At 71.5% G+C, this 19,872-nt stretch carries 21 protein-coding genes; 13 read left to right on the top strand and 8 right to left on the bottom strand.

What is annotated here, in order from left to right:
* Positions 1-52 precede the first annotated feature (52 nt).
* Entirely contained in the window at positions 53-1,219 is a 1,167-nt protein-coding gene (locus GA0115234_RS13245) for a CaiB/BaiF CoA transferase family protein (RefSeq protein ID WP_093541151.1), read from the top strand.
* A 304-nt stretch (positions 1,220-1,523) separates the two neighbouring features.
* Here GA0115234_RS13245 and GA0115234_RS13240 read toward each other — a convergent pair whose 3' ends face one another.
* Both GA0115234_RS13240 and GA0115234_RS13235 read right to left on the bottom strand, forming a co-directional pair.
* Complete coding sequence (locus GA0115234_RS13240) at positions 1,524-2,546, bottom strand: NAD(P)/FAD-dependent oxidoreductase (protein WP_202553647.1); 1,023 nt, start codon at positions 2,544-2,546, stop codon at positions 1,524-1,526.
* Positions 2,547-2,719: 173 nt separating this feature from the next.
* Positions 2,720-3,040, bottom strand: a complete 321-nt coding sequence (locus GA0115234_RS13235; protein ID WP_093541147.1) for a hypothetical protein — start codon at positions 3,038-3,040, stop codon at positions 2,720-2,722.
* A gap of 302 nt (positions 3,041-3,342) precedes the next feature.
* On the opposite strand from GA0115234_RS13235, the gene argC reads away from it, so the two are divergent.
* The 5 genes from argC to GA0115234_RS13210 are packed head-to-tail and all read left to right on the top strand — an operon-like array spanning position 3,343 to position 8,161.
* Complete coding sequence (gene argC / locus GA0115234_RS13230; RefSeq protein WP_093541145.1) at positions 3,343-4,371, top strand: N-acetyl-gamma-glutamyl-phosphate reductase; 1,029 nt, start codon at positions 3,343-3,345, stop codon at positions 4,369-4,371.
* Positions 4,368-5,522 (top strand): bifunctional glutamate N-acetyltransferase/amino-acid acetyltransferase ArgJ, encoded by a 1,155-nt coding sequence (argJ, locus tag GA0115234_RS13225; protein ID WP_093541143.1) that lies wholly within the window; start codon positions 4,368-4,370, stop codon positions 5,520-5,522. The genes argC and argJ overlap by 4 nt, the downstream gene beginning before the upstream one ends.
* On the top strand, positions 5,519-6,421 hold the full coding sequence (gene argB, locus GA0115234_RS13220) for an acetylglutamate kinase (protein WP_093541141.1): 903 nt from the start codon (positions 5,519-5,521) through the stop codon (positions 6,419-6,421). The genes argJ and argB overlap by 4 nt, the downstream gene beginning before the upstream one ends.
* Positions 6,418-7,614, top strand: coding sequence for an acetylornithine transaminase (locus GA0115234_RS13215; RefSeq protein ID WP_093541139.1), 1,197 nt, complete (start codon positions 6,418-6,420; stop codon positions 7,612-7,614). Before argB ends, GA0115234_RS13215 begins: the two co-directional genes overlap by 4 nt.
* Before the next feature lie 10 nt (positions 7,615-7,624).
* A complete protein-coding gene (locus GA0115234_RS13210; RefSeq protein ID WP_093541137.1) occupies positions 7,625-8,161 on the top strand; it encodes an arginine repressor in 537 nt (178 codons plus the stop codon).
* 24 nt (positions 8,162-8,185) lie between these two features.
* Here the strand turns inward: GA0115234_RS13210 and GA0115234_RS13205 are convergent, their stop codons facing one another.
* Together GA0115234_RS13205 and GA0115234_RS13200 are read right to left on the bottom strand one after the other, a co-directional pair.
* Positions 8,186-8,887, bottom strand: coding sequence for a L,D-transpeptidase family protein (locus GA0115234_RS13205; RefSeq protein WP_093541610.1), 702 nt, complete (start codon positions 8,885-8,887; stop codon positions 8,186-8,188).
* A gap of 55 nt (positions 8,888-8,942) precedes the next feature.
* The gene (locus tag GA0115234_RS13200; RefSeq protein WP_093541608.1) at positions 8,943-9,557 is read right to left on the bottom strand and encodes a pyridoxamine 5'-phosphate oxidase family protein; all 615 of its coding nucleotides are present in this window, start codon (positions 9,555-9,557) and stop codon (positions 8,943-8,945) included.
* Positions 9,558-9,839: 282 nt separating this feature from the next.
* Between GA0115234_RS13200 and argH the strand changes: the two genes are divergently transcribed.
* Positions 9,840-11,273, top strand: coding sequence for an argininosuccinate lyase (argH, locus tag GA0115234_RS13195; protein ID WP_093541135.1), 1,434 nt, complete (start codon positions 9,840-9,842; stop codon positions 11,271-11,273).
* Positions 11,274-11,388: 115 nt separating this feature from the next.
* A complete protein-coding gene (locus GA0115234_RS13190; RefSeq protein WP_093541133.1) occupies positions 11,389-12,360 on the top strand; it encodes an aldo/keto reductase in 972 nt (323 codons plus the stop codon).
* Positions 12,361-12,388: 28 nt separating this feature from the next.
* Here the strand turns inward: GA0115234_RS13190 and GA0115234_RS13185 are convergent, their stop codons facing one another.
* On the bottom strand, positions 12,389-12,904 hold the full coding sequence (locus GA0115234_RS13185) for a hypothetical protein (protein WP_093541131.1): 516 nt from the start codon (positions 12,902-12,904) through the stop codon (positions 12,389-12,391).
* A gap of 82 nt (positions 12,905-12,986) precedes the next feature.
* Between GA0115234_RS13185 and GA0115234_RS13180 the strand changes: the two genes are divergently transcribed.
* Together GA0115234_RS13180 and GA0115234_RS13175 are read left to right on the top strand one after the other, a co-directional pair.
* Positions 12,987-13,538: a TetR/AcrR family transcriptional regulator gene (locus GA0115234_RS13180; RefSeq protein ID WP_093541129.1), complete on the top strand. Its 552-nt coding sequence runs from the start codon at positions 12,987-12,989 to the stop codon at positions 13,536-13,538.
* Positions 13,535-15,079 carry an MFS transporter gene (locus GA0115234_RS13175; RefSeq protein ID WP_093541127.1) on the top strand — a complete coding sequence of 515 codons (1,545 nt, stop codon included), beginning with the start codon at positions 13,535-13,537 and terminating at the stop codon, positions 15,077-15,079. The genes GA0115234_RS13180 and GA0115234_RS13175 overlap by 4 nt, the downstream gene beginning before the upstream one ends.
* 98 nt (positions 15,080-15,177) lie before the next feature.
* Here the strand turns inward: GA0115234_RS13175 and GA0115234_RS13170 are convergent, their stop codons facing one another.
* Positions 15,178-15,849 (bottom strand): lysophospholipid acyltransferase family protein, encoded by a 672-nt coding sequence (locus GA0115234_RS13170; RefSeq protein WP_093541125.1) that lies wholly within the window; start codon positions 15,847-15,849, stop codon positions 15,178-15,180.
* 234 nt (positions 15,850-16,083) lie between these two features.
* On the opposite strand from GA0115234_RS13170, the gene GA0115234_RS13165 reads away from it, so the two are divergent.
* From GA0115234_RS13165 to GA0115234_RS13155, 3 genes are all read left to right on the top strand, one after another.
* Positions 16,084-17,256, top strand: a complete 1,173-nt coding sequence (locus GA0115234_RS13165; protein ID WP_093541123.1) for a glycerophosphodiester phosphodiesterase — start codon at positions 16,084-16,086, stop codon at positions 17,254-17,256.
* A 95-nt stretch (positions 17,257-17,351) separates the two neighbouring features.
* Entirely contained in the window at positions 17,352-17,918 is a 567-nt protein-coding gene (locus GA0115234_RS13160) for a sigma-70 family RNA polymerase sigma factor (RefSeq protein WP_093541121.1), read from the top strand.
* Positions 17,919-17,954: 36 nt separating this feature from the next.
* Positions 17,955-18,458 (top strand): GNAT family N-acetyltransferase, encoded by a 504-nt coding sequence (locus GA0115234_RS13155; protein ID WP_093541119.1) that lies wholly within the window; start codon positions 17,955-17,957, stop codon positions 18,456-18,458.
* Positions 18,459-18,483: 25 nt separating this feature from the next.
* Here the strand turns inward: GA0115234_RS13155 and GA0115234_RS13150 are convergent, their stop codons facing one another.
* Positions 18,484-18,921 (bottom strand): hypothetical protein, encoded by a 438-nt coding sequence (locus GA0115234_RS13150; RefSeq protein WP_093541117.1) that lies wholly within the window; start codon positions 18,919-18,921, stop codon positions 18,484-18,486.
* Between the two features lie 2 nt (positions 18,922-18,923).
* Positions 18,924-19,283 (bottom strand): hypothetical protein, encoded by a 360-nt coding sequence (locus GA0115234_RS13145; protein ID WP_093541115.1) that lies wholly within the window; start codon positions 19,281-19,283, stop codon positions 18,924-18,926.
* Positions 19,284-19,872: the final 589 nt, after the last annotated feature.

Below are 19,872 nucleotides of genomic sequence, written 5' to 3'. Positions count from 1 at the left end.
GGTCCTCCCGCCCACCGCACGTCCCCCTCACCCCGCAGGACAGGTGCACCCGATGACAACCCCCGCCCACCCCGCAGCCCCCGCCTGGTCCTCACTGACGGGCCGACGCATCCTCGACCTCTCCCGGCTCCTGCCCGGCCCGTACGCCACGTCCCTGCTCGCCGACCTCGGCGCCGACGTCATCAAGGTCGAATCCCCGGGCGCCGGCGACCCCCTGAGAATCGCCCCCGAGCTGTTCGAGGCGCTCAACCGCAACAAGCGGTCGATCACCCTCGACCTGCGCGACGAGGACGGCCGGAACACCTTCCTGGACCTGGTCCGCACCGCCGACGCCGTCGTGGAGAGCTTCCGCCCCGGCGTCCTCGACGGGATGGGCCTGGGCCTCGCCGCGCTCCACGAGGCCAACCCGCGCCTGGTGCTCTGCTCGCTCAGCGGCTACGGGCAGAGCGGGCCGTACGCACAGAAGCCCGGCCACGAGCTCAACTTCCTCGGCCTGTCCGGCTTCTTCGCCGTCCCCGGACGGCTCGACGGCGAGATCACCCGCCCCGGCGTCCGGATCGGCGACATGGCCGGAGCCATGCACGCGGCCCTCGCCCTGGCCGCTGCCCTCGGCGCCGGGACCGACACCGGGGGCCAGCACATCGACGTGTCCCTCAGCGAGTCCATCACCGCCTGGTGCTCCCTCTTCGCACTGCCGCTGCGCGACCTCCCCGACCCCCTCGAAGCCGGGCTGGTCCAGGGCGACAACGACGTCTTCACCACCGCCGACGGACGTCGGCTCTCCCTCGCCACCTTCGAGGACAAGTTCTGGTACCGCTTCCGCACCGGACTGGCGGCCGACTTCCCGGCGCTGGACACCCCCGACTACGACCGGCGCGCCGTCCGCACCGCCGCCCGGCAGACCGTGAGCGACCTGCTGCGCGGAGTCTTCCGGGCCCGCGACCACGCCTGGTGGCAGGAGCGCCTGGACGGCCTCGGCGCGCCCTGGGCCCCCGTCCTCACCACCCCCGCCGAACTCCTGGCCGACCCCCACACCACGGCCAGGCGGCTCTTCGACACCCCCGCGGACCCCGCCGCCTGCCCACAGGCCCGCTTCCCGGTGACCTTCGGAGCGCGCCTCGACACCTTCCGCACCCCGGCCCCCGCCCTGGGCGAGCACACCCGGGAGGTGCTCGGGGCGGAGCGGTCCGGCCCCGTCCGGTTACAGCGGTGGGACTGAGCGCCTCAGCCGGCGGATGTGCGCGAGAGCAGGACACGATCAAGCGCCGGCCGGCCCGCAGTTCCCCAGTTCGGCCGGCCTTGCCGGCCCCGCCGGCCCGTGCGCCCGGAACAGCTCCCGCCACTTGACCACCGTCGGCCGCGTCGAGTCCACCGCGGCCGCCACCGAGCACGTTCCCGCGACTGGTTGCGCACACGCCGGCACGATCCGCGTCCGCTCCACATACCCCGCCCGAATCGACCTCGACGTCAGGCGGTCCTGCTCCGAGAGCGGCAGTGGGGCAGGCCGCAGCGGGGCCGTGCCATCAGAAGCGATCCGGGCGGCAGCCCGACAGAGCCGGCTCTACGGTTCCGCCGACCAACTCGCGTGCGACCAGGCGGCCCACGGCCGCGGCGAGCGTGACCGCCGAGTGCATCACTGCCAGGTAGAGGCCGGGGACCTCGGCGACCGGGCCGACGATCGGCTCACCGTCGGCCGGCATGGGGCGCGCTCCGAGCCGGGTGCTGATCAGCTCGACGCTCCCGGCACCACGGAAAGCGGACCGGACGGCGGCAAGGGTCCGTTCGGGCGAGTCCGCGGCGGCGATCAGCCGGTCCGCGGCGACCTGACGGAGATCGAAGTCCTCGGTGTTGACCACGGTGCGGACCAGACAGGCCGGGGCGCGGAGCCCGAACAGCGGGCACGGCGACGGTTCCACCGGGACGCGGACGCCGAGCGACGCGCCCAGCGTGGCCGTGGCAACCCCGGCCGCCAGCACCACCGTCGCACCGGAGAGGAGGCCTGCTGTCGTCTCGACCCCGGCAATCCGGCCCGCCGTATCCCGGCGGACCGCGGTGACCGGCGTGTCCAGATGTACCCGGGCCCCATGGGCGCGAGCGCCCGCGACCAGCCGCTCGGTCACGCCCACCGAGTCGACAGCGCCGTCACCCGGCGCCCAGACGGCCCACTCCGGAGGCTGCCGAAGGTGGGGTTCGAGCGTCGCCACGGTGGCCGCGTCCACGATCGTCTGCCCGGGTCCGGCCTCCGGCGCACCGTCCTTGCCGGTCCAGCTCAGCGAGCCGGACCAGGTCACCGGGAGTCCCGGCAACTCGGCCCCGAGTCGGTGGTACTCCGCCGTCGCGGTGGCCCGCAGCCCGGCGGCCGGACCTTTGCGCACGCCGGACGCCCCGACCCAGGCGAACGAGTCCGCCGTCACGCCGGCGCCCGGCCGCCCGGCGTCGACCAACGTCACCGCGGCGCCCGCTCGGGCGGCGTGATAGGCCACCGATGCGCCGACAATGCCGGCGCCGACGACGACCAGGTCCCCACTCACCGATGAGCTCAACACGTTGGCGACCCTAGCGGCCGCCCGCGCTGCCTGGTGGGCCGACGCCCACCGACCGACGACTGCCCACGCCAACTGTCACCAGCGGCGCGCACACATGGACGCCCAACAGCCCCGACGGTGGAAGCCGCGTCAGAACCTGTGTGCCGTGCCGTGGCGGGCGCCGCTCCAACCGGTCACAGACCGGTGACGTCCCGGGCCGTTTTCAGCACGGAGTCGAGTGCGTCCACCGCGGCGCCGTGCCGCCTCGCGCGCGCCGCCCGGTCCGCCGGTACCAGCCGCGCGGCAGCCTGCACGGCATAGGCGTCCGGGTCGCCGAAAGCGGTCCGCGGGTGCTCGCCCGTATCCGCGCAGTGTGTCGTGACCTCCTTGACCGCCTGGAGCACCACTGCCCGGTCCACGCCCGGCTGCATGGCCAGCCGTACCTGGAAACGAGCCATCCACTTCTCGCGGTCCTTCTCCCCCGCCGCGTCCGCTGTCCGGTCCTTCTTCGCCACGTGCCCTCCCGGGTAATCGGCAGTCGTCCGTCAAAGGTTCGGACGCCTGGGTATCGAAATGGGTTGCGCAAGCAAGAAGCTGATGAGTCCCAGGTGACTGCGTGAGCCACACCGGCCTGGCCCACTGTCACGGAACGTCACAGGTCACAGGTCACCGGTCACAGACCTCCTGCCTCAGTGACAGCTGCCGTGCTTCGATTCGCTGAAGCGCTCAGTCACGAGCGGGTCACTCCGGCAGAAGCCAAAGCTTTGCATAAAAGTGCATAGTTGCGTATAGTCATGCCATCGACGAGGAGGTTTCGATGGTGGTACGCGCAGCAGTGGCAGGGGCGAGTGGATACGCCGGCGGGGAGCTGCTCCGCCTCCTGCTGGTTCACCCCCAGGTCGAGATCGGGGCGCTCACAGCCAACTCCAACGCGGGCCAGAGGCTCGGTGCGCTGCAACCGCATCTGCGGCCGCTCGCCGACCGGGTGCTCCAGCCGACCACCGCCGAGGTCCTCGCAGGCCACGACGTCGTCTTCCTCGCACTCCCGCACGGTCAGTCCGCCGCCGTCGCCGAGCAGCTCGGCGACGAGGTGCTGGTCGTCGACATGGGTGCCGACTTCCGGCTCAAGGACGCCGCGGACTGGGAGAAGTTCTACGGTTCGCCGCACGCCGGCACCTGGCCCTACGGGCTGCCCGAACTGCCGGGCGGCCGCTCGGCGCTGGCCGGATCCAACCGTATCGCGGTGCCCGGCTGCTATCCGACCGCTGTCTCGCTCGCGCTCTTCCCGGCGTACGCGGCCCGGCTGGCCGAGCCCGAGGCCGTGATCGTCGCCGCGTCCGGCACCTCCGGGGCGGGCAAGGCGGCCAAGCCGCATCTGCTCGGCTCCGAGGTGATGGGCAACATGTCCCCGTACGGCGTCGGCGGCGCCCACCGGCACACCCCCGAGATGATCCAGAACCTCAGCGCGGCGGCCGGTGAACCGGTCACGGTCTCCTTCACGCCGACGCTGGCGCCGATGCCCCGCGGCATCCTCGCCACCTGCAGCGCGAAGGCGAGGCCCGGTGTGAGCGCCGAGTCCCTCCGTGCGGTGTACGAGAAGGCGTTCGCCGACGAACCCTTCGTCGATCTGCTCCCCGAGGGGCAGTGGCCCGCCACCGCGTCCGTCCACGGTTCCAACGCCGTACAGATCCAGGTCGCCCACGACGCGGCCGCGGGCCGGATCATCGTGATCAGCGCCATCGACAACCTCGCCAAGGGCACCGCCGGCGGCGCCCTGCAGAGCATGAACATCGCCCTCGGACTCCCCGAGGACACAGGTCTTTCCACGATCGGAGTCGCACCGTGAGCGTCACGGCAGCACAGGGGTTCTCCGCGGCGGGCATCGCCGCGGGAATCAAGGAGAGCGGTAACCCGGACCTGGCCCTCGTGGTCAACCACGGTCCGCGTCGCGCCGCCGCGGGCGTCTTCACCTCCAACCGCGTCAAGGCCGCCCCCGTCCTCTGGTCGGAGCAGGTACTCAAGGGCGGCGAGGTCACCGCCGTCGTGCTCAACTCCGGTGGTGCCAACGCCTGTACGGGCCCCAAGGGCTTCCAGGACACCCATGCCACCGCCGAGAAGGCCGCCGAGGTGCTCACCGGCCACAACGCCGGTGAGATCGCGGTCGCCTCGACCGGGCTGATCGGCACACTGCTCCCGATGGACAAGCTGCTGCCCGGCATCGAGCAGGCCGCCGCCGCCCTCAGCGAGCACGGCGGCGAGAAGGCCGCCATCGCGATCAAGACCACCGACACCGTCCACAAGACCGCCGTCGCCGGCGGCGAGGGCTGGACCGTCGGCGGCATGGCCAAGGGCGCGGGCATGCTCGCCCCCGGCCTCGCCACCATGCTGGTCGTCCTCACCACCGACGCCGACGTCGACGCCGCCGGACTCGACGCCGCGCTGCGCGCCGCCACCCGCACCACCTTCGACCGGATCGACTCCGACGGCTGCATGTCGACCAACGACACCGTGCTGCTGCTGGCCTCCGGGGCGAGCGGAATCACCCCGGAGCAGGCGGAGTTCGCCGAGGCCGTACGGACCGTCTGCGCCGACCTCGCCCGGCAGCTCATCGGCGACGCCGAGGGCGCCTCCAAGGACATCCGGATCGAGGTCGTCAACGCGGCGACCGAGGACGACGCCGTCGAGGTGGGCCGCTCGATCGCCCGCAACAACCTCCTCAAGTGCGCCATCCATGGCGAGGACCCCAACTGGGGCCGGGTGCTCTCCGCGATCGGCACGACCCGGGCCGCCTTCGAGCCCGACCAGCTGAACGTCGCCATCAACGACGTCTGGGTCTGCAAGAACGGCGGCGTCGGCGAGGACCGCGACCTGGTCGACATGCGCTACCGGGAGGTAAAGATCACCGCCGACCTCGCCGCCGGCACCGAGTCCGCCGTCATCTGGGCCAACGACCTCACCGCGGACTACGTCCACGAGAACAGCGCGTACAGCTCATGACCCCGGCGCGGAAGCACACCGCACTCCCGAAGGCGCAGATCCTCATCGAGGCGCTGCCCTGGCTGACCCGGCACAACGGCAAGACCGTCGTCATCAAATTCGGCGGCAACGCCATGGTCGACGACGATCTGAAGGCGGCCTTCGCCCAGGACGTGGTCTTCCTGCGCCAGGCCGGCCTCAAGCCCGTCGTCGTGCACGGCGGCGGCCCGCAGATCAGCGCCCAGCTCGACAAACAGGGCCTGGTCAGCGAGTTCAAGGCGGGTCTGCGCGTCACCACGCCCGAGGCGATGGACGTCGTACGCATGGTGCTGGCCGGACAGGTCCAGCGCGAACTCGTCGGCCTGCTCAACCAGCACGGGCCCCTCGCCGTCGGCCTGACCGGCGAGGACGCCCACACCATCACCGCCGTCCGGCACCGGCCGACCATCGACGGCGAGCTCGTCGACATCGGCCGGGTCGGCGAGATCACCGCCATCGACACCGGGGCGATCCAGGCGCTGCTGGACGACGGCCGGATCCCGGTCGTCTCCTCCATCGCCCGCTCCGCCGACGACAACCACGTCTACAACGTCAACGCCGACACCGCGGCCGCGGCACTCGCCGCCGCGCTGGACGCCGAGACGCTGATGGTCCTCACCGATGTCGAGGGCCTCTACGAGGACTGGCCGCACAGCGACGACGTGATCAGCCGTCTCACCGCGACCGAGCTGGAGAAACTGCTGCCGGAACTCTCCAGCGGCATGGTGCCGAAGATGCAGGGCTGCCTGCACGCCGTGCGCAACGGCGTCGAGACCGCCAGGGTGATCGACGGCCGGGTCCAGCACTCGATCCTGCTGGAGATCTTCACCGACGAAGGAATCGGCACGATGGTCGTGCCCGACGCGCAGGGGGAGTCATGAGCAACCAGGAACTCGCACAGCGCTGGAACCACGCGCTGATGGACAACTACGGGACCCCGCAGCTGTCCCTGGTCCGCGGCGAGGGCGCCCATGTGTGGGACGCCGACGGCACCGAGTACCTCGACTTCGTCGGCGGGATCGCGGTGAACGCGCTGGGGCACGCCCACCCCGCTGTCGTCGAGGCCGTCTCCGCCCAGGTCGCCTCCCTCGGCCATGTCTCCAACCTCTTCATCGCCGAACCGCCCGTCGTCCTCGCCGAACGGCTGCTCCAGCTCTTCGGCCGGACCGGCCGCGTCTACTTCGCCAACTCGGGCGCCGAGGCCAACGAGGCCGCCTTCAAGATCGGCCGGCTGACCGGGCGGACCCACATGGTCGCCACCGACGGCGGCTTCCACGGCCGGACCATGGGCGCGCTGGCGCTGACCGGCCAGCCCGCGAAGCGCGAGCCGTTCCTCCCGCTGCCCGGCGACGTCACACACGTGCCGTACGGCGACGCGGAGGCCCTGCGGGCCGCCGTCACCACCGACACCGCACTGGTGATCATCGAGCCCATCCAGGGCGAGAACGGCGTGGTCGTACCACCCGCCGGGTATCTGGAGGCCGCCCGGGAGATCACCCGGGCCACCGGCACCCTGCTCGTCCTCGACGAGGTGCAGACCGGCATCGGCCGCTGCGGCCAGTGGTTCGAGCACCAGGCCCACCAGGGCATCGAGCCCGATGTCGTCACCCTCGCCAAGGGCCTCGGCGGCGGACTGCCGATCGGTGCGACCGTGGCCTTCGGCCCGGCGGCCGACCTGCTGCGTCCGGGCCAGCACGGCACGACGTTCGGCGGCAACCCGATCGCCTGCGCCGCCGGTCTCGCCGTCCTGGACACCCTGGCCGCCGACGGCGTCCTGGACCGGGTCAAGCGTCTCGGCGAGAAGATCCGCAGCGGTGTGGAGAGCCTCGGTCACCCGCTGGTATCCCACGTCCGCGGCTCCGGTCTGCTGCTGGGTATCGTGCTCAACCAGCCCCTCGCACCACAGGTGCAACAGGCGGCTCAGAGCGCCGGAATCCTGGTGAACGCACCCGCCCCCGATGTGCTGCGGCTCATGCCTCCGCTGATCATCGGCGACGCGGAAGTGGACGCGTTGCTCAGGGCACTGCCCGGCGCTCTCGACGCGGCAGACGGGGACGGACGATCCGGAGAATGAGGCGACGACGATGACCGAGGCGCAGGAAACCGAGCACGGCGGGCCGTCCGTGCCGCAGACCCGCACCGCACGCCACCGCCGGATCGTGGACATCCTGAACCGGCAGCCGGTGCGCTCGCAGAGCCAGCTGGCCAAGCTCCTCGCAGACGACGGGCTGAGCGTCACCCAGGCGACGCTCTCCCGCGACCTGGACGAGCTGGGCGCGGTGAAGATCCGCAACACCGGCGGCGAGCTGATCTACGCGGTGCCGAGCGAGGGCGGATTCCGTACCCCGCAGGCACCGCTGGGCGGGTCGGCGAAGGAGGAGCGGATGCGGCGGCTCTCCGCCGAACTGCTCATCTCCGCGGAGGCGTCCGCCAACCTCGTGGTGCTGCGTACGCCTCCGGGCGCGGCCCAGTTCCTCGCCTCGGCCATCGACCAGGCCGAACTGCACGACATCCTCGGCACCATCGCGGGCGACGACACCCTGATGCTGATCAGCCGTGACCCGGCGGGCGGCCAGGCCCTCGCCGACCATCTGCTGCGGCTGGCCCAGAACGAGCGCTGAGCGGCCCCGTACCGCCGGGGCCCGTCAGTAGCGCGTGATCGCGGTCGGGCCCGACCGGGTCCCGATGGCGATGTGCGGACGGCGGACCGGATCCACCCAGTCGAGGATCCGGTCCATCGCGGCCGCCGGTACGGAGACACAACCGGCCGTCGCACCACGCCCGTTGACATGGAGGAAGATCCCGGCGCCGCGGCCACGCACCGGCTTCGTGTAGTTGAACCCGATGACCAGCGCACGGGCGTACTGCGTCGGATACGCGCTCAGATGCTCGGCCTCGCCCGCCCGGCAGTCCGCGGGCCGCGGCTCCACCCAGCGGTTGTAGTCCCGCGCCGCGTTGTCCTCGCACCACCACGAGCGGCTGGTGACCCGCCGGTACGGATGGACGGTGCCGGCCGGCGCGGGCTTGATCCCGAAGGCGTACGGCAGCTCGTACAGGCCGGTGGGGGTGGTGTTGGTGCCCTGCTTGCGCGAGGCCCCCTCGGCCAGGCCCTTCGCACCGAACCTGGCGGGCGTGGACCCGCCCCTCACCCAGACCCCCCGGCGCAGGTTCCACCAGGTGACGGTGCCGGTGGTGGAACCCTTGGCCGGGGCCTCGGCCGTGATCAGCTGGGTGCCGCCGCCCGTGTCGGCCATCCGCTGCGGGAGCGGCGGCGCGGCGGCGGGCCGGGCCGCGACCGAACCCGCCAGCGCGAGCAGTACCGAAAAGGTCACCAGGGATCTGCGCATGCCCGGACGGTAGACCCTCCGGGCGGGCGCCACCCGTGGATCTGCTCCGTACGGCTTAATACCGATCCGCCGGGTCCCGGTCCGTCCGGGGCATCGCCGGCAGGGGGAGCGGCAGCCCCGGGAGGCCGTCGATGCTCGTCGCGATGTGTTCCTTCTTCTCGAAGTAGGCGCTGAGCGAGTCGTCGTCCTCGCGGGCGAAGCGCTTGGCGTGCAGCGGCCGGTCCTCGTCGTACGTCATGAACGGCACCGCGAATCCGCAGGTGTCCCGGATCAGCTCGGCCCGCACCACGATGATGGCGCGCAGCCCGTGGAGGCCGGGGTCCACGTCCGGGAAGTGGGCGAGCAGCCCGCCGAACCGCGGGTCGTCCCGGAAGACCGGCTCACCGCGACCGTGCACCCGCACGATGTTCGGCGGCCCCTGGAAAGCGCACCACATCAGCGTGATCCGGCTGTTCTCGCGGAGGTGGGCGACGGTCTCGGCATTGCTGCCCGCGAAGTCCAGATAGGCCACGGTCAGCTCGTCGACGACGGCGAACGAACCGCTGACGCCCTTGGGCGAGAGATTGATCGTGCCCTCACCGTCCAGGGGCGCCGTCGCCGTGAAGAAGATGTGCTGCTCTTCGATGAAGGTCCTGATCCGTCCGTCGATGCGTTCATATGTTTTCCCCATGGTGGCCATTGTCGGCGTCGACTTCGGCGGTGGCGAGGTGATTCCACGTGCCGGACGCCTTTCCGCGGCTCGGGGACGTCGGCCGGATCTTTGACAAAACATGCAGAGGTCTGCATAGTTATGCCTGTCGGTGATCGTGTCGTGCGGGGAGACCCGCGACCGGGCACAAGCCCGGTAAGCGTGACCTCGCCCGACCCCCAGCAGTTACGACTCCGCCTCCCCGGCCCACCACGCGGGGAGGCGGTCGCACACCCACCATCCTGTTCTTCCGAGGAGCACGCAGTGAGCAACGGCAACGGCAACAGCGACGTACGCCTCTGGGGCGCCCGCTTCGCCGACGGTCCGGCCGAGGCACTGGCCAAGCTGTCCGCCTCCGTCCACTTCGACTGGCGGCTCGCCCCGTACGACATCGCCGGTTCCCGCGCCCACGCGCGTGTCCTGAACAAGGCGGGCCTGCTCACCGAGGACGAGCTGAGCCGCATGGTCGCCGGTCTCGACCAGCTCGAAGCCGATGTCGCCGACGGCTCCTTCACCGGCACCATCGCCGACGAGGACGTCCACACCGCGCTGGAGCGCGGGCTGCTGGAGCGCCTCGGCCCCGACCTCGGCGGCAAGCTGCGGGCCGGCCGGTCCCGCAACGACCAGATCGCCACGCTCTTCCGGATGTACCTGCGCGACCACGCCCGGATCATCGGCGGTCTGATCGCCGACCTCCAGGGCGCACTGGTCGGCCTCGCCGAGGCGCACCCGGACGTCGCGATGCCCGGCCGCACGCACCTCCAGCACGCCCAGCCGGTGCTCTTCGCCCACCACGTCCTGGCCCATGCGCAGTCCCTGTCCCGGGACGCCGAGCGGCTGCGCCAGTGGGACGAGCGGACCGCCGTCTCCCCGTACGGCTCCGGCGCCCTGGCCGGGTCGTCCCTCGGCCTCGACCCGGAGGCCGTCGCCGCCGACCTCGGCTTCGAGCACGGGTCGGTCGCCAACTCCATCGACGGAACGGCCTCCCGCGACTTCGTCGCCGAGTTCGCCTTCATCACCGCGATGATCGGCGTGAACCTTTCCCGCATCGCCGAGGAGATCATCATCTGGAACACGAAGGAGTTCTCCTTCGTCACCCTGCACGACGCCTTCTCCACCGGCTCCTCGATCATGCCGCAGAAGAAGAACCCGGACATCGCCGAGCTGGCCCGGGGCAAGTCCGGCCGGCTGATCGGCAACCTGACCGGCCTGATGGCCACGCTGAAGGCCCTCCCGCTCGCGTACAACCGCGACCTCCAGGAGGACAAGGAGCCGGTCTTCGACTCCTGCGACCAGCTGGAGGTCCTGCTGCCCGCCTTCACCGGAATGATGGCCACCCTCACCGTCAACCGCGCGCGCATGGAGGAGCTGGCCCCGGCCGGGTTCTCGCTCGCCACCGACATCGCCGAATGGCTGGTCAAGCAGGGCGTGCCGTTCCGCGTCGCCCACGAGGTCGCCGGTGAGTGCGTCAAGGAGTGCGAGCGGCACGGCATCGAGCTCGACGAGCTGACCGACGAGCAGTTCGCCAAGATCTCCGAGCACCTCACCCCCGAGGTCCGCACCGTCCTCGACGTGCCCGGCGCGCTCGCGTCCCGCAACGGCCGCGGCGGTACGGCCCCGTCGGCCGTGGCCGTCCAGCTCGCCGAGGTCAAGGCCGACCTCGCCGTCCAGCAGACCTGGGCCACCGCGAAGAACTGACCGCCGCGAGGGCGGCACCGGGGCGGGGAGCGGCCGTAGGCTCCCCGCCTTCCGGTTTCCACGAGCTGGGTTACGTTGACGGGGGAGCAGACCCCGATCGACGAGGAGTCCGACGATGCCTTTCGCCAGGCTGGCCGCAGCGACCGCACCGACCGCCCACATCGGGCTCGGCCTGGCGGCGGTCGGCAGGCCCGGCTACATCAACCTCCACCGCGACCGCGATCTGCCCGCCGACCGCAGCGTCGAGGCGATGCGCGCACGCACCCACGAGCTGCTCGACGCCGCCTACGCGCAGGGCGTCCGCTACGTCGACGCGGCCCGCTCCTACGGCCGTTCGGAGGAGTTCCTGGCCGACTGGTTGACCGCGCACCCGGAGGCCGACGACGTCGTCGTCGGCAGCAAATGGGGCTACACCTACACCGCCGACTGGAGCATCGAGGCCGAGGCGCACGAGGTCAAGGACCACGGCCTCGCCACCTTCCTGCGCCAGCGGGCCGAGACCGACGCGCTGCTCGGCGACCGCCTCGATCTCTACCAGATCCACTCGGTCACCGCCGACAGCCCGGCCCTCACGGACAAGGAGCTGCACGCACGGCTGGCCGAGCTCGCCGCGGAGGGCGTCAGCGTCGGCCTCTCGACCAGCGGACCCGCCCAGGCCGACGCGATCCGGGCCGCCCTCGCCGTCACCGTGGACGGCGAGCCGCTCTTCCGTACGGTCCAGGCCACCTACAACGCCCTGGAGACCTCCGCCGGGGCGGCGCTCGCCGAGGCCCGTGCCGCAGGACTCACCGTGATCGTCAAGGAGGCCATGGCCAACGGGCGGCTCGCCGGTACGGAAGCCCCCGCCGTGGTCCAGGAGATCGCCGCCGACGCAGGCCTCGGCGGCGACGCGGTGGCCCTGGCCTTCGTGCTGCACCAGCCCTGGGCCGGGGTGGTGCTCTCCGGTGCGGCGACCGTCGGCCAGCTCGCCGGGAACCTGCACGCGCCCCTCGTCGACTTCGACGAGGAGCGGCTCGCCCGGCTCGACGCGCTGGTGGAGGAGCCCGATTCGTACTGGCGGCACCGCGCCGGGCTGCGCTGGAGCTGACCGGGGAGCGCGCCCCCGGGGCCGGCCATCAGCGCGACGCGCCGTCCGCCCAGGCCGCGAGCGCCGCGAAATCGGACGGCAGCAGCCCGATGCCGGGGTCGATCCACCGGAGCAGCGCCTCGGTGGCGCCCCGGCGAAGGGCCCACTCCCGGTCCGGTGCGCCGATCTCGTCGTCGACCCAGGCGAACGGGCGGCCGGCCGCGTACTCCACGACGTACTGCGTCTTCCAGTACGTGCCGTCCGGGGCGCCGCCGTGCATCGCGGGCCAGTCGATGTACGGCAGCGGGGGCAGCCCGAGGCGTGGTCCGATCCAGATGTTCGCCTCGTCCTTCCAGGTCGTCGCCCAGACCAGCTCGTACCGGCCGGCCAGCGCGCGCAGCGCCCCGCCGTGCTCCGGGTTGAGCAGGACGGGCAGCGGCGGGCCGTAGTCCCACCCCGTCGGCCGCATCAGATGCTTCGCGTATCCCTCCGGTGGCCGCAGGTGCGCCAGGGCCGCGTAGGGATTGAGCGGACCGTCGATATCGATCAGCAGCAGCGGCTTCATGGCGCCATGGTCCTCCCTCCCACGAGGGGAGGACACGGTTCCTGATGAGACGTTGGTGTCTCATATGGTCTATGGTTGTCTCATGAGTCTCGACCGTGAGCAGGTACTGCGGAGCGCCGCCGCTCTGCTGACCCGCAAATCGACCGCCACCATGGACGAGGTCGCCAAAGCCGCAGGCATCGGACGCGCCACCCTTCACCGGCACTTCGCCGGACGGGACGCCCTGGTCAGAGCGTTGGAGAACCTGGGCATCCAGGAGTTCGAAGCCGCTCTGGACACCGCCGCGCTCGACGAGGGCGCCGCGCCGGACGCACTGCGCCGCCTCGTCGTGGCCGTCGAACCCAGCGCCGGACTGCTCGCCTTCCTCGTCACCGAGAACCAGCTCTTCGAGGGCGAAGAGGTGAACGAGGGCTGGAACCGTCTCGACGCCCGGGTCTCGGCCTTCTTCAGGCGCGGCCAGGAGCGCGGCGAATTCCGGATCGACCTCACCCCCGCCTGGCTGACCGAGGCCCTCTACGGGCTGATCTCGTCCGGCGCCTGGGCCGTTCAGGACGGCCGGGTCGCAAGCCAGGACTTCCCCTACATGATCGTCGAGTTGCTGCTCGGCGGTGCACGCCGGAGCGTGGAGCAATGAGCCGTATCGAACAGCGCGTGGAAACCTCGGACGAGACGCACCGTCCCGGGCGGTGGATCGCCCTGGCCGTGCTCGTCCTCGCCGTGCTGCTCGTGGCGATCGACGCCACCGTCCTCGGCCTGGCGACCCCCTTCCTCACCGAGGACCTCGAACCGACCGGTACCCAGCTCCTGTGGATCGGCGACGTCTACTCCTTCGTCATCGCCGGACTCCTGGTCTCGATGGGCAGCCTCGGCGACCGCATCGGCCGCAAGAAGCTGCTGCTCTGCGGCGCGACGGCGTTCGGCGCGGTCTCGGTGCTCAACGCCTACGCGCACACCCCCGAGATGATGATCCTGGCGCGGGCGCTGCTCGGTGTCGCGGGCGCCACCCTCATGCCGTCCACGCTCGCCCTGATCCGCAACCTCTTCCACGACCCGCGCGAGCGCAGCTTCGCCATCGGGATCTGGGGAGCGATGGCCTCCGCGGGCGCGGCCGTCGGCCCCGTGGTCGGCGGGCTCCTGCTGGAGCACTTCTGGTGGGGCTCGGTCTTCCTGATCAACCTGCCGGTCATGGCGGTCCTCGTGGTCGTCGGCGCCCGGATGATCCCCGAGTCCAGGAACCCGGCCCCGGGCCCCTGGGACCTGGTCAGCGTCGGGCTCTCCTTCATCGGCATGATCGGCGTCGTGTACGCCATCAAGGAGCTGGCGGCGCACGGCGCGAGCTGGGGGACGGTCCTGGCCGGTATCGGCGGTGTGGCCGCGCTCTGCTGGTTCGTCCGCAGACAGCTCACGCTTCCCGCGCCCCTGCTGGACATGCGGCTCTTCCACCACCGGGGCTTCTCGGGCGCGGTCCTCGCCGACCTGCTGACCATTCTCGGCCTGTCCGGACTGGTCTTCTTCCTCTCCCAGTTCCTCCAACTGGTGCAGGGGCGCGGACCGCTGGAGGCCGGTCTCGCCGAGCTGCCCGCGGCCGTCGGAGCCGTCGTCGCCGGTCTGATCGCCGGGCGGGCGGCCCGCCGCTTCTCGGTGCGCTCGGTGGTGACCGGCGGCCTCGGGGCGATCGGGCTGGCGCTCGCCGCCGTCACCCTGATCCACCGGGAGACCGCCTACCCGCTGATCGGGGCGGTGCTGCTGATCGTCGGCGTGGGCGCGGGCTTCGCCTTCACCGTCACCTCCGACGTGATCCTCTCCAGCGTCCCGAAGGAGCAGGCGGGCTCCGCCGGCGCGGTCTCCGAGACGGCGTACGAACTCGGCGCGGCCCTCGGCATCGCCCTGCTCGGCTCCATCGTCACCGGCGTCTACCAGACGTTCGACACGCCCCACGGCGTCCCGTCGGCCCCCGCCGCCGCGGCCCATGAATCGCTGGGCGGCGCCGTCGAGGCGGCCCACGGTCTGCCGTCCCAGCAGGGACAGGCCCTGGTCGCCGCAGCGCAGGACTCCTTCGTCGAAGGGCTGCGGCTCGCCGCGGGGGTCGGCGCGGCGGTCCTGCTGGCGACGGCCGTCGCCGCCTGGTTCCTGCTGCGCGGTCAGAAGCTGGAGGACGGCATCGTGCACCAGTAGCCGCCCCGGTCACCCGGACGCGCGAAAGGGCCCGTAGCACCGAGAACCGGGGTACGGGCCCTTCCATATGTCCTGCTGTCAGCGCGTCGCGCCCCGGCTCACGCGGCCTTGGCCTTCGTGGCGTACATGTCGACGTACTCCTGACCCGACAGCCGCATCACCTCGGCCATCACGGAGTCGGTCACCGCCCGCAGCACATAGCGGTCGCGGTCCATGCCCTCGTAACGGGAGAACTCCATCGGCTCGCCGAAGCGGACCGTCACCTTGCCGGGGCGCGGCAGACCCGACCCGCCGGGCTGCAGCTTGTCCGTGCCGATCATCGCGAACGGCACCACCGGCGCACCGGTCATCAGCGTCAGCCGGGCGATGCCCGTACGGCCCCGGTACAGCCGGCCGTCGGGGGAGCGGGTGCCCTCCGGGTAGATGGCGAACGCCTTGCCCTCCTCCAGTACCCGACGGCCCGTCATCAGCGCCGCGACACCGCCGCGGCCGCCGTCCCGGTCCACCGGGATCATGCCGCAGCCGGTGAAGAACCAGGCCATGGCCCGGCCCTTGATCCCCTTGCCCGTCACGTACTCGTCCTTGCCGATGTAGTACACCGGCCGGTCGCAGCAGATCGGCATGATCATCGAGTCGATGAACGTCAGATGGTTGCCCGCGAGGATCACCGGACCGTCCCCGGGGATGTTCTCCACGCCTTCCACCTGGGGGCGGAACATCAGGCGCAAGATCGGTCCGAGCACTGCCTTGATGAGTGCGTGTCGGGACAACGGTTCCTCCGGTGTAGTGGCCGGGACGGCCGAGGCGCGGGATCGTGACGGTCCATGCACGTGAGGACGATACTCGCGGGTACTCGCCGCCCGCACATCGGGTTCACGGACCGGATACGCGGTGTTGACATGAGTTTGCGCCATGTTCGCCCAGGAGCTGCCCCCACGACGGTACCGCTGCCTACGCTCGGGCCTCGCCCGACAGGTGCCAGACATCACACGTGAGGAGCATTCATGACTGAGAGCGCGCAGGCCGGTCCCGGCCGCCGGACCATGCTGGGGGCGGGAGCCACCGTACTGGGCACCGCCGCCCTCGGACTGGCAGGCGGCCCGGCCGCCGCCGACACCGCGGCGAGCGCCTCCCGGCGGCCCGGCGGTCACGGCTTCCGCCTCGACCTGCCGGTGCCCACCGTCATCGGACACCGCGGCACCAGCGGGTACCGGCCCGAGCACACCCTCGGCTCCTACCAGCTGGCCCTCGACATGGGCGCGCACATCATCGAGCAGGACCTGGTGCCGACCAGGGACGGCCATCTCGTATGCCGTCACGAGAACGACATCACCGCCACCACCGATGTCGCCGACCACCCCGAGTTCGCGAGCCGCAGGACCACGAAGAAGGTCGACGGGGTCTCCCTCACCGGCTGGTTCACCGAGGACTTCACCCTCGCCGAACTGAAGACGCTGCGGGCCAAGGAGCGCATCCCCGGCACCCGCCAGAAGAACACGCTCTACGACGGCCGCTGGGAGATCCCCACCTTCGAGGAGGTGCTGCGCTGGGCCGACCGCGAGGGCCGCCGGCGCGGAAAGCCCGTCTGGCTGTACGTCGAGACCAAGCACCCCACCTACTTCCGCGGTCTCGGCCTCGGCCTCGAAGAGCCGCTCGCCAAGCTGCTGCGCCGCTACAACCGGCACCGCGAGCAGTCGCCGCTGATCCTCCAGTCCTTCGAGCCCGGCAGCATCCAGCGGCTGGCCCGGCTGGTCGAGACCCCGCGCGTCGTGCTGCTCTCCGCCGCGGGCGAGCGCCCCTGGGACTTCGTGACGTCCGGTGACCCGCGCACCGTGGCGGACCTGGTGAAGCCCGCGGGGCTGAAGTGGATGGCCTCCTTCGCCCAGGGCATCGGCCCCACCCTGGACCTGGTCATCCCCAAGGACGCCTCGGGACGGCTCACCGCACCGACCACCCTGGTGCGGGACGCGCACGCGCAGGGCCTGGTCCTGCACCCCTACACCATGCGCAACGAGAACACCTTCCTGCCCGCCGACTTCCGGCGCGGCACCGACCCCAACGCCTACGGCGACGCGTTCGGCGCGTTCCAGGCGTACTTCGCGACCGGCATCGACGGCGTCTTCTCCGACAACCCGGACACGGCCCTGCTCGCCGCGGCGGACTTCACCGCCAAGTGACGCCAGGCGTCAGCACCCGGCCGGGGCGTGCCCCGGTCGGGTGGTGCTCGCCCGGTACGGCAACCGGCCGCACGCGCGGGCGCGTCGGCCCGTGCATGACCCTTCTCGATCATGCCCCCGCAGGACCCGCCCCCGCTCCCGCCTCCGTCGTCCGCGCCCTGTATCCGCTGGTGAGCGCCGAGGCCATGGCCGAGGCGACCGCCTCGGTGACCGGTGCGGCGATCGAACCGGCCGACCTCGAACAGGCCGTCTGGCTGCGGCTGCTGGAGCGGCTCGCGGGGGAGGGGCCGCCGGTGGACCCGGCCCGCTGGGTGCGGAACGCCGTACGGGGAGAGGCCCGCAGGGCCCGTCGTACCGCCCGGCACGAACGTCCCTACCGCGACGAGACCGCCGCCGATCCGGCCGGCTGCCCCGAGCGGCTCGCCGTCGGCGCCGATGAACGCAGGGCGCTGCGCGCGGCGGTGGACCGGCTGCCCGGCAGGTGCGCCCGGCTGATGGCGGCGCTGCTCGCGCCCAGCGATCCCACCTACCGGGAAATCGCAGGGAAGTTGGGTATGTCACAGGGGAGTTTGGGTCCGATCCGTTCCCGTTGCCTTGGATGTCTGCGCAGAATGCTCGCGGCGGAGGTTGCTGCTCCTGAACTGCGGGGAAAGGAGCGTTAGACAACCGGTGGATCAGGTGGGCGGAGGCATGCGCAGATGGGCATGAGCGTGATCATCTCGGCAGCGACGGCACAGGATGCCGAACAGATCTTGAAGCTCCAGTACCTCTGTTTCCAGAGCGAGGCGGAGCTGTACGGGAACTACCGGATCGACCCGCTCGTCCAGACCCTCGACTCCCTGCACGCCGAGATCGCCACCAATCTGGTGTTCGTGGCGCGGCTGGGTGACGAGGTCGTCGGCTCGGTCCGGGGAACGGTCGGACCGGACGGCGCGGGGGAGATCGGCAGGCTCTGCGTCCATCCCCGCCTCCAGGGCCACGGACTCGGCGCCCGGCTGCTGCGGGCGGCGGAGGCGGGGCTCGCCGACGAGCGGTCGGCCACCCGGTTCCGGCTGCACACCGGCCATCGCAGCGAGAACAATCTGCGGCTCTACCGGCGGGCGGGCTACGCCCCCGTGGGCAACGAGACCGGCCGGGACGGCGTCCTGATGATCCTGCTGGAGAAGGACGCCACCAAGCCCGCGTACGTGGCCAGCGCCTGAGTGGTGGCCGGGGCCGTCCGGGAGGCTACGCCTTCCGCGCCCGGCGCAGCCACATCATCCCGGTGATCGGCAGGATCACCGGGATGAACAGGTATCCCATGCCGAAGTCGGACCAGACGGTGGCGTCCGCGAACGCCGAGGGCTCCGCCATCGTCCAGGTCCCGACGACCAGCACTCCCAGCAGCTCGGCGGCGCAGCACACCAGCGCGGTCCTGCGCGCCGTCTCGCCCCCGCGCACCAGCGAGTACGTGATGAACCCGTACACCAGCGCGGCGACGGCCGACAGCACATAGGCGAGCGGCGCCCTGCCGAAGTCCAGGATCATCTGGACGATCGAGCGGGAGGCGGCGGCGACGGTGAACACCCCGTAGAACCAGACCAGTACCCGGCCGGGACCCGTGCCGAGGTCGAAGGGCTGCTTCTCGCCGGTGGCCGCCGCGGGAGTGCGTTCGGTGTCGGTCACGGTCAGTTTCCCCAGATGTCGTAGAGCCGTACTTCGAGGACGGCCAGCACGACCGCGCCCGCCGCCACCGTCACCGAACCCCACCGGGTCCGCTCCGTCAGCGACAGGAATCCGGCCGCGGGCACCGCGAGGAAGGACCCGATCAGATACGCGATGAAGATCGTCATGCCCTGCTCGGGCCGTTCGCCCCGGGACAGCTGCACGATGCCCACCACCAGCTGGGCCAGCGCCAGCAGCGAGACCACGGCCATCCCGATGAAGTGCCAGTCCTTGGTGGGCTGGTCCCGGTAGGCGGCCAGTCCGCACCAGGCGGCGAGGGCGAGCGCGGCCACGGCGACCGCGACCGTCAGGGCGTCAAGCATGGGGTCGAGGGTATTACGGGCCCGCCGGCCCCCTGCGTGCGCCCCCGTCCCGCCGGACCGCGGGCCGGACGGGCGACGAGGACGAAGGCCGTGGCCTTGGCCACAGCCCACGGCAGGTCCGGGCGGGGCGCGGACACGGCCTCCGATGCCCTCTCCGTCATATCGATGCAGGTCACAGCCGTGGTTGCGGAAAACGCGGCGACCGGCCGGACCGGTGCGCGGCACCATCCACGACTGTCCGCTATTCGGACAAGCGGGTCGGGTGGAACGTTACGTCTGTTTTACTTGCTCCATGACCACGACGAGCAACCGCATCCTTGCGACCGAGGCGATCACGACGCCCGGTGCTCGTTGTATGTGTCGAATGCGCACCTTCTGAGGGCCCACGCCTGAGCCTCGCGCCCCGAAGCGAGACCGAGCCCGCCGCCGTCCGCACCCAGCGGAACGAGCGCGCCCCAGCACCGCTGCCCGGCCACCCGCCGCCCCGAGCCGTGCCGAGACCCCGCTTGGAACGTCCGACCGAAACGTCCAGACAGTCTCATCAGACGAATGCCCCGTGCCCGGCGGACACCGCGCCGCGCACTCGACA

It is taken from the genome of Streptomyces sp. DvalAA-43 (assembly GCF_900091725.1).
In the GTDB taxonomy this organism is placed as follows: Bacteria; Actinomycetota; Actinomycetes; order Streptomycetales; family Streptomycetaceae; genus Streptomyces; species Streptomyces pulveraceus.
Note: the sequence above shows the minus strand (reverse complement) of the source record. Positions and strands in the feature narration are given on the sequence as shown.

What these genes read in the sequence shown, in the direction of transcription:
- GA0115234_RS13245 (WP_093541151.1), top strand. Translation starts at nt 53, where the DNA reads ATGACAACCCCCGCCCACCCCGCAGCCCCCGCCTGGTCCTCACTGACG.
- argC (WP_093541145.1), top strand. Translation starts at nt 3,343, where the DNA reads ATGGTGGTACGCGCAGCAGTGGCAGGGGCGAGTGGATACGCCGGCGGG.
- argB (WP_093541141.1), top strand. Translation starts at nt 5,519, where the DNA reads ATGACCCCGGCGCGGAAGCACACCGCACTCCCGAAGGCGCAGATCCTC.
- GA0115234_RS13215 (WP_093541139.1), top strand. Translation starts at nt 6,418, where the DNA reads ATGAGCAACCAGGAACTCGCACAGCGCTGGAACCACGCGCTGATGGAC.
- GA0115234_RS13210 (WP_093541137.1), top strand. Translation starts at nt 7,625, where the DNA reads ATGACCGAGGCGCAGGAAACCGAGCACGGCGGGCCGTCCGTGCCGCAG.
- GA0115234_RS13205 (WP_093541610.1), bottom strand. Translation starts at nt 8,887, where the DNA reads ATGCGCAGATCCCTGGTGACCTTTTCGGTACTGCTCGCGCTGGCGGGT.
- GA0115234_RS13200 (WP_093541608.1), bottom strand. Translation starts at nt 9,557, where the DNA reads ATGGGGAAAACATATGAACGCATCGACGGACGGATCAGGACCTTCATC.
- GA0115234_RS13190 (WP_093541133.1), top strand. Translation starts at nt 11,389, where the DNA reads ATGCCTTTCGCCAGGCTGGCCGCAGCGACCGCACCGACCGCCCACATC.
- GA0115234_RS13185 (WP_093541131.1), bottom strand. Translation starts at nt 12,904, where the DNA reads ATGAAGCCGCTGCTGCTGATCGATATCGACGGTCCGCTCAATCCCTAC.
- GA0115234_RS13180 (WP_093541129.1), top strand. Translation starts at nt 12,987, where the DNA reads ATGAGTCTCGACCGTGAGCAGGTACTGCGGAGCGCCGCCGCTCTGCTG.
- GA0115234_RS13175 (WP_093541127.1), top strand. Translation starts at nt 13,535, where the DNA reads ATGAGCCGTATCGAACAGCGCGTGGAAACCTCGGACGAGACGCACCGT.
- GA0115234_RS13165 (WP_093541123.1), top strand. Translation starts at nt 16,084, where the DNA reads ATGACTGAGAGCGCGCAGGCCGGTCCCGGCCGCCGGACCATGCTGGGG.
- GA0115234_RS13160 (WP_093541121.1), top strand. Translation starts at nt 17,352, where the DNA reads ATGACCCTTCTCGATCATGCCCCCGCAGGACCCGCCCCCGCTCCCGCC.
- GA0115234_RS13155 (WP_093541119.1), top strand. Translation starts at nt 17,955, where the DNA reads ATGGGCATGAGCGTGATCATCTCGGCAGCGACGGCACAGGATGCCGAA.
- GA0115234_RS13145 (WP_093541115.1), bottom strand. Translation starts at nt 19,283, where the DNA reads ATGCTTGACGCCCTGACGGTCGCGGTCGCCGTGGCCGCGCTCGCCCTC.